The organism is Acidiphilium sp. PM (assembly GCF_000219295.1).
Taxonomy (GTDB): Bacteria; Pseudomonadota; Alphaproteobacteria; order Acetobacterales; family Acetobacteraceae; genus Acidiphilium; species Acidiphilium multivorum.
The window spans coordinates 1-8,647 of record NZ_AFPR01000008.1 but is presented as its reverse complement, the minus strand read 5'-3'; the positions used below and the strand labels follow the sequence as shown (position 1 = coordinate 8,647).

At 61.2% G+C, this 8,647-nt stretch carries 6 protein-coding genes; all 6 read left to right on the top strand.

All coding sequences use genetic code 11. The features are described from left to right. A partial coding sequence (locus APM_RS00145) for a DNA translocase FtsK (RefSeq protein ID WP_007421327.1) occupies nt 1-1,738 on the top strand: 1,738 nt, incomplete at its 5' end. Beyond that, entirely contained in the window at nt 1,719-2,129 is a 411-nt protein-coding gene (locus APM_RS00140; protein ID WP_007421326.1) for a hypothetical protein, read from the top strand. The genes APM_RS00145 and APM_RS00140, both read left to right, overlap by 20 nt. A 52-nt stretch (nt 2,130-2,181) precedes the next feature. Further along, complete coding sequence (locus APM_RS00135) at nt 2,182-3,096, top strand: class I fructose-bisphosphate aldolase (protein WP_007421325.1); 915 nt, start codon at nt 2,182-2,184, stop codon at nt 3,094-3,096. Then, on the top strand, nt 3,093-3,713 hold the full coding sequence (thiE, locus tag APM_RS00130) for a thiamine phosphate synthase (protein WP_007421324.1): 621 nt from the start codon (nt 3,093-3,095) through the stop codon (nt 3,711-3,713). The genes APM_RS00135 and thiE overlap by 4 nt, the downstream gene beginning before the upstream one ends. An 82-nt stretch (nt 3,714-3,795) precedes the next feature. Next, complete coding sequence (locus APM_RS00125; protein ID WP_007421323.1) at nt 3,796-6,330, top strand: glycosyltransferase 61 family protein; 2,535 nt, start codon at nt 3,796-3,798, stop codon at nt 6,328-6,330. Between the two features lie 167 nt (nt 6,331-6,497). Then, nucleotides 6,498-8,501: a glycosyltransferase family 2 protein gene (locus tag APM_RS00120; RefSeq protein ID WP_039887312.1), complete on the top strand. Its 2,004-nt coding sequence runs from the start codon at nt 6,498-6,500 to the stop codon at nt 8,499-8,501. Nucleotides 8,502-8,647: the final 146 nt, after the last annotated feature.

The window sequence follows — 8,647 nt, the reverse complement described above, 5'->3', positions numbered from 1 at the left end:
CGCCTCGCCGCCGATGAGCGACCCGCCGGCGGCAGACGACCGCTCCGCCCTGGCCATTCCCCGTGCGCCGGATGAGGCGATGGACCCATATGCCGATGAGGCCGGGCCGGCGACGATGCGCCGGGACGATCTTGTCGCGCAGCCCGCCGCTTCGGCGTCCGCCCCGCGGCTGACCCGCACGGCGCCGACGCGCAAGGCGCCGCCGCGCCAGGAACGCCTGCCGCTGCCCGACAGCCTCTGGCGGCTGCCGCCGCTCGAACTGCTCAAGCAGGCGCCGCCGCATGCCGCGACCGGGCCCAATACCGAGTCGCTGCAGGCGAATGCGCGGCTGCTCGAGACCGTGCTTGGCGATTACGGGGTGCAGGGGCGCATCGTCGAGATCCGGCCTGGACCCGTCGTCACGCTCTACGAGCTGGAACCGGCCCCCGGCATCCGCTCCGCCCGCGTCATCGGCCTCGCCGACGACATCGCGCGGAGCCTGTCCGTGCTTGCGGTGCGCATCGCCACCGTTCAGGGCCGCAACGTGATCGGCATCGAGGTGCCGAACGCGAGGCGCGAGACCGTCTTCCTCTCCGAGCTTCTCGAATCGGCCGACTGGAACGCCACCACCGGCCGCCTCGGCCTTGCGCTCGGCAAGGATATCGGCGGCAAGCCTGTCATCGCCGATCTCGCGCGGATGCCGCACCTGCTGATCGCCGGCACCACCGGGTCGGGCAAGTCGGTCGGGGTCAATGCGATGATCCTGAGCCTGCTCTACCGGCTCTCGCCGGAGGAATGCCGGCTGATCCTGATCGATCCGAAGATGCTCGAACTGTCGGTCTACGAAGGCATCCCGCATCTGCTCGCGCCGGTGGTGACCGAGCCGGCCAAGGCAGTTGCCGCGCTCAAATGGGTGGTCCGCGAGATGGAGCGCCGCTATCGCGCGATGAGCGGCCTCTCGGTGCGCAACATCGCCGGCTACAACGAGCGGGTGAATGAGGCGCTCGCCCGCGGCGAGGTCGTTACCCGCCGGGTGCAGACCGGCTTCGATTCGGAAACCGGCCGGCCGATTTTCGAGGACCAGCCGCTGGCCCTGGAACCGTTGCCGCTCATTGTCGTCGTCATCGACGAGATGGCCGACCTGATGATGGTCGCCGGCAAGGAGATCGAGGCCGCGGTGCAGCGCCTGGCACAGATGGCCCGCGCCGCCGGCATCCATGTCATCATGGCGACGCAGCGCCCCTCGGTGGACGTCATCACCGGCACGATCAAGGCGAATTTCCCGACGCGGATCTCCTTCCAGGTGATCTCGAAATTCGACAGCCGCACCATCCTCGGCGAGCAGGGGGCGGAACAGCTTCTGGGCATGGGCGATATGCTCTACATGGCTGGCGGCGGCCGCATCACCCGCGTGCACGGCCCCTTCGTCTCCGACCGCGAGGTGGAGGATGTCGTCGCCTATCTGCGCGAGCAGGGCGAGCCCGACTACGTCGAGGCGGTGACCGAGGCGGTTGAGGACGATGCGCCGGCGATGCCCGGCCTTGCCGCCGCCGAGGGCGGGGAGGGCGGTCTTTACCAGCAGGCCGTGGCCCTTGTCGCGCGCGAGGGCAAGGCCAGCACCTCGTTCATCCAGCGCCATCTGCAGATCGGCTACAACCGCGCCGCCAAGCTGATCGAACAGATGGAGAAGGAGGGCGTGGTCGGCCCGGCCAACCATGTCGGCAAGCGCGAGGTGCTGATTGCCGGCGACCGCGACTGAACGCCTGCCGCCCGCCCTGATCGTGCGTGATGCCCAGCATGTCGCCCGCGCTCTGGCGCCGGGCCGGCCGGTCACGCTGCTCTCGCCGCCCGGTTTCGCGCTTTATGCCGGCTGCCTGTGGTGGCGGAGCCTGCTGGCTTCGGAGCGGTTCACCGGCCCGGCGCTGCTCGATTGCGCCGACGCCGCCGGCCGCGCGCTCGAGGCGCTGCGAATCGGCCTGCGCGGCCTCGTTCTCGACCCTGCGACGCCGGCCTTTCCCCGCATCGCGGCTCTCGCGGATGAATACCGCGTAACCCTGCTTGATGCGCCGCCGCCGGCGCTCGATCTGGGGAACAGGATTGGCCCGGCCGCGCTCGCCGCCTGGCTGGACGCCGCGGACAATCCGGCTTAACGGCTTCCCGCCTGCCTTCTTTCAGACTGCATTCTTTCAGAGGGAGATCCCAATGCGCGTCACTCAACGGGTCAGGAAGATCCTGAGCTGGTACGAAAGCGACAATCCCGGAACCAAGGCCAACCTCGCCCGCATCCTGATGCAGGGCAAGCTGGGCGGCACCGGAAAGATGGTCATCCTGCCGGTCGATCAGGGTTTCGAGCACGGCCCGGCGCGCAGCTTCGCCAGCAATCCGGCCGCCTATGACCCGCAATACCATTTCCAGCTCGCCCTCGATGCCGGGCTTTCCGCCTATGCCGCCCCGCTCGGCATGATCGAGGCGGGCGCCGACAGTTTCGCCGGCAGCATCCCCACCATTCTCAAGCTGAACTCCTCCAACTCGCTGGCGACCGAGAAGGATCAGGCCGTGACCGGCTCGGTGTCCGATGCGCTGCGCCTCGGCTGCTCGGCGATCGGGTTCACCATCTATCCGGGCAGCGAGCACCAGTTCGCGATGATGGAGGAGTTCCGCGAACTGGCCGAGGAGGCCAAGGCCGCCGGCCTCGCCGTGGTGCTGTGGTCCTATCCGCGTGGCCCGATGCTCGACAAGAAGGCGGAAACCGCGATCGACATCTGTGCCTATGCCGCGCATATGGCCGCGCTGCTCGGCGCGCACATCATCAAGGTCAAGCCGCCGACCGAGCATATCGGGCTCGACGCCGCGCGGAAGGCCTATGAGAAGGTCGACGTCTCGACCCTGGCAAAGCGCATTGAGCATGTCGTCCAGTCCTGCTTCAACGGCCGCCGCCTCGTGGTGTTCTCGGGCGGCGAGGCCACGGACTCGGCGAGCCTGATCGAGACCGTTCGCGCCCTCAACGAGGGCGGCGCCTCCGGCTCGATCATCGGCCGCAACGCCTTTACCCGTCCGCGGGACGAGGCGCTGGCGCTGCTCTCGCAGATCGTCGGTATCTATCAGGGCAAGGCTTGACCGAGCTTTATCTGATCACGCCGCCGCGCCTCGGCCCGGATTTCGCCGATGCGCTGGCGGCGGCGCTGGACGCCGGGCCCGTTGCCTGCGTCCAGCTCCGCCTCAAGGAGGCGGGAGCGGACGAGATGCGCCGCGCGATCGACGCGTTGCGTCCGGTCGCGCAGTCGCGCGGGGTGGCCTTCCTGCTCAACGACGACCCGCGTCTCGCCGTCGAAACCGGCTGCGACGGCGCGCATCTCGGCCAGGACGACCTCGCGGCCCATGGCGGCCTCGCGCGGGTGCGGCGCGTGCTCGACGGCCTCAGCCTGGGCATCACCTGCCACGACAGCCGCCACCTCGCGATGGAGGCCGCCGAGCAGGGGGCCGACTACGTCGCCTTCGGGGCCTTCTACCCGACCGGCACGAAGGAGCCTAAAGCCCGCGCGGATGTGGAGATTCTCCGCTGGTGGTCGGAACTGATGGAAGTGCCCTGCGTCGCGATCGGCGGCATTACCCCCGGAAATGCCGCGCCGCTGGTTGAGGCGGGGGCCGATTTCCTCGCCGTTGTGGGCGCCGTCTGGCAGCATCCGGACGGGCCCGCGGCCGGCGTGCGGGCGTTCCGCGCCGAGCTTGCATAAGGGTTCCGGAACGATGGGCTAAGGGTTGCGGCTTTGAGGCCGAACGGACAAAAAGAGACGTATTTGAACATACGGGTATTTCATGTCCGAACCCATTGTCCCGATATGGCGGGAACTCCTTGCGGAGTTTGACGGCGCCGCCGACCCGCAACCTTTTCTTGACCGCCTGATCCAGGAAGCGTTCCGCCGGCCGGGCGAGTTCGAACTCCATCTCATGCTGGCGGAGCGGATGTTTGCGCGGGGGCGGGATGCGCGGGGGCTGGCGATCAATGGTTACGTTCTCGCCTGTGGTGATCCGCATTTCCGCTTCCGCGCGCATCTCCAGCGTGCGGATCATTTCCGGAGGCACGGAGCGTTCCGCGAAGCCGAGGCGGATATCGAAGCTGCCCGCGCGATCGATCCCGGCAGTCACTGGCCGGTTCTCGCGATGGCGGAGAACCTAGCCCAGGAAGGCAGGGTCGGCGAGCGAGGGGACTATATCCGCGCTGAATACGAGGGTTTGCGGCCCGAATCGCGCGCGGAGATCGCTCGCCATTATGCCGGATGGGCGGCTTTCGATCATTTTGACAGGACTCGCGCCTCTCCCGGCTGGCAACCGCGCCGACCGGGACGGGTGCCCGCGCTCGAACGCGCCGGCATGATCCTCCTCGTCAAGGACGAGGAGGATATCATCGGCCAGAACCTGAGCCATCATTACGCACTCGGCTTCCGCGCCTTCTGCATTCTCAACAATATGAGCACCGATAATACACGCGAGATCGTGTCGCGGTTTCGGGACTCGCATGACGATTGCTTCGTTCTTCTTGTCGACGATCCGGTCCGCGGTCATTACCAGGCCGACAAGATGAGGGTTTACGCCGAGACGCTTCAACGACATGCTGAAATCGCGGGCCTCAGGTTGGATTGGCTGTTCTTCATCGATGCCGATGAGTTCATCGCGAGCGATACGAGCAGGCCGTCATCCGAACAGCTCTCGGCCCTGGAGCGGAGGCTCAACGATCCCGATACGCGTGTGATGGTGATGCACTGGATACATGCGGCTTCGCCGCAAGTTCTGGAAGAATTCGGCTCTGAAGATGATCCGTTCGAGAAAATCAATGTCATGCGGTACCGGCTTTTGCCGCTGGTACCCAAGGTCGCGTATCGGGTCGGCTTTGATTACAGTTTGAAAAATGGAAATCATTTTATTGAAAAATTGAATGATTCACTCGATTCGGTTGTACCGGTTGGGTGTGATGATTGGTATATCTATCATTTTTCTCTGAGATCACTCTCGCACGTCAGAAAAAAAATCATCAATGGCGGTCACGCTTTTGTCGGCACCAGGGGGCTGAACGATCACGGTCAACACTGGCGCGAGCGTTACGCGCTTTTCCAGAAATACGGCGACAGAATTATATCAGAAGTGCTGGAAGAACACGTCCGGTTTGTGCCGTCATTGCATCCGCCAAGGATTGACAGTCCGGAGAAACGGCTTCCGACGCGGCGCGTTTCAAGCGATATAGAGCCAATTGATATCAAACGGGCCGTGAACGAAATCAGCGGAATTGAAGCAATCGAAATTGCCAAAGCGTATACTTGCGAGCGGCCTGAACCGGCCTTTGTCAAAGGGCCGGTGACATCGGACATCATGAATGATTTCAGGCGCGAGAGATCCGTATGGCCGATTTCCGTTTACAAGATTTCAGATGTTGAAATTCATGGCCCTTGGTTCAATGCCGGTATTATTCTGGTTTCACAAGGTCACAGATTTCGGATTGACGAAATCTATCAGCCAGCCGGAGAACAACCGCAAGATATCTGTCTCGAAAAATCCCTGTATGAACTTCAATTCGAGAACAAAAGATTTTTAGAAATAAATGAAGATTGCGTTCTTCTCGCGACCAATGGCCATAACATATATGGTCACTGGCTTGTTGATTTTCTGCCAAAAATTTACCTTCTGGATTACATTGGAATAGACCTATCAAAGATAAAATTCCTGATGCCGTCGGATGTTGGTCATTGGGCTGTTGATCTTATGAATCTCGTCGGTATCAAAAAAGAAAATCTGATTATTTATGATCAGAACGAGATTGTGCCCCTGTGCAGATCGTTGTTTGTACCAACCCTGCTGAGAATGAGCGGCCGTACATCGCCATTGTTTTTGAATGCGACGGAATTCATCAATAAAAGAATTGACAAAAATATCCAGACGAAAAGTGATGTGTCCAATACGTTTCTCTATTTCGATAGAGAGCAGGAATTCACCTGGAGAAAAATAGATGGCCACGACAAAATTATTAAGTTGTTTAATGATTTGAATTTTCATATCGTAAGGCCGGAAAAGTTGTCGATCTCTGAGCAAATTCGACTTGTCCGGGGCGCCAAGGTGATCGCGGGCCAGCATGGATCCGCGCTTCATTCGACGATATTTTGTCAGGACCCCGTTTTTGCTGTCGTTCTGCATGAGAACAGGCGCAACTGGTTTGCTGGCCTGCAGGCCGGCATTGGGGAGTATCTCGGCCACCAGACGGGCTATATCTTTGGTGAAACATCGTCTCATGAAAATATATTCAGCACGAGATTCGAGGCGTCCGATATCCGAATGGGAGTTGATTTCGCGCGCATGGCATGAACTTCAAACGCGGCGAGCACGGTTCGTCGGCGCGCAAGATTTCACCCAAGCAGTTGTGGGGGCACACAAAGAAGACCGGGCAACCCGCGCCCTCGTTGTTTCTTTGCATGGGCTGACTGCTGCGCTAACATGAACGATATTTCAGTTTTCTTTTCATGGAGCATTCAATGATTCGGCCGCGCATTTGTCTCAGCATGATTGTGCGGAATGAGGCGCCCGTTATTCGTCGCTGTCTCGCCTCGGTCCTGCCACTGATCGATCATTGGGCTATTTGCGACACCGGATCGACGGACGGCACCCAGGATATCATAAGAAGCTTCTTCGAAGAGCATGCTGTGCCGGGTGAACTGCGCGAGAGCCCATGGCGCGATTTTGCTCATAATCGCAACGAGGCGCTCGAACTCGCGAGGCCTCACGGCGATTACGTATTGATTATCGATGCCGACGACGCGCTCGAACTGCCCCCCGGCTTTGCCCGGCCTGAATTGGCGGCTGATGGCTATACGTTCGATATTCATGACGTGAACATCGCGTATCGGCGCATCCAGATTGTGCGGAGTGCTCTTCCTTGGCGCTGGCGCGGCGTGCTCCACGAGTTTCTGCACTGCGATGCGCCGGCCTCCGAAGAGCATCTGCCGATCGTCATGCGCCGGAATCACGACGGCGCCCGGCGGCGCGATCCGTCCACCTATGCGCGTGATGCGTCAATTCTCGAGGCTGCGATTTTCGTCGAAGAAGATCCCTGGCTTCGGGCCCGCTATGTCTTTTATCACGCGCAGAGCCTCAGGGACATGGGTGAGCAGGAGCGCGCGATGATTGCCTATCTGATGCGTGCGGAGATGGGCTTCTGGCAGGAGGAAGTCTACTGGAGTCTTTACCAGGCGGCGCTCATGATGGAACGGCTCGGGCGCGACGAGGAGACGGTTCTCGCCGCATATCGCCGTGCGGCAGCGGCCGCGCCGCATCGGATCGAGGCGTTGTTTGCGGCCTCTCGCTACTGCTTCGCGAAGGGGCGTAACGAGGAGGGATTCCGGATCGCGGAGAATGGGATCGGGAAGCCGGCCCCTGAGGGCGGCTTGTTCGTGGAGACGTGGATTCACGATTATGGCCTGCTCGATCAATACGCGGCGAACGGATACTGGGCAGGCCATTATCCCGAAAGTTTCAATGCAGCCCTTGAGGTTCTTGCATCAGGCAAGGTGCCCGCGCACGAGCTTCCGCGGCTGGCGCGCAATTTCAGGGCATTGCTCGACAAGGTCAGGCCCGCCTCCGCGCCGGATTATGGGCGCCTCGGGCAGGAAAGCTACCCTGACCAACACGCCCTCAAACCGGAACGCTTGTTGCGGAGCGGAACGACAACCGCGCCCCGCGTGCTGATTGCCATCCTTGCCAAGCAAAAGGAGGAATTCCTCCCGCTCTATCTCGACTGCATAGAAGCACTCGATTACCCGAAGTCGTCGATTGTTCTGTATATTCGCACAAACAACAATACCGACCGGACCGAGGAGATCCTGCGCGAGTGGATTGCCCGGGTCGGCCATTCATATGCCGCCGTCGAGTTCGATCCATCGGATGTCGACGAAAGGGTCGAACAGTTCGGCGCGCACGAATGGAACGCGATCCGATTCCGCGTTCTCGGCCGCATCCGGAACGAGAGCCTCAGGAAGACGCGTGAACATGGCTGCGACTGGTATTTCGTCGCCGACATCGACAATTTCATCAGGCGCTGCACGCTGCGCGAACTTGTCGCCACGGGGTTGCCGATCGTCGCTCCGTTGCTGCGGGATGCCGAGCCATCGAGCTATTATTCGAACCTGCACGCGGAGATTGATGACAACGGCTATTTCCGGGACTGCGCGCAATATGAATTGATCATGTCGCGCCGCATCCAGGGGCTGATCGAAGTCCCCCTGGTTCATTGCACCTATGCCGTTCGAGCGGATGTCATCGAGCACCTGAACTACGACGACGGCAGCGGACGGCATGAATATGTCGTCCTGTCAGATTCCGCGCGCAAGGCGTCGATACCGCAGTATTTCGATAACCGGCAGGTTTATGGCTACATCACCTTCAGCAAGAACCCCGACCAGGACGATGAAAATTCGGCGGCGCGTGCCGAGCGGAATATGTGGGCAGTCCGCAAATTCATGAGTGAGGATCGGCATGGCTGAAATAGGGACGGAATGAGCGCCGGCGCCGAGGTGCCCTCCGCAACTGGGCGACTGTCCTGAAAGGCAGTTCAAGCGGGGGCGTTTGTGGCCATATCAGGGCATTCGTTCAGAGAAAGGCGTGTTTTCAGCAGGTTGAACGAAAAACC

Coding starts and splice junctions, on each gene's coding strand:
- APM_RS00135 (WP_007421325.1), top strand. CDS start 2,182: ATGCGCGTCACTCAACGGGTCAGGAAGATCCTGAGCTGGTACGAAAGC.
- APM_RS00125 (WP_007421323.1), top strand. CDS start 3,796: ATGTCCGAACCCATTGTCCCGATATGGCGGGAACTCCTTGCGGAGTTT.
- APM_RS00120 (WP_039887312.1), top strand. CDS start 6,498: ATGATTCGGCCGCGCATTTGTCTCAGCATGATTGTGCGGAATGAGGCG.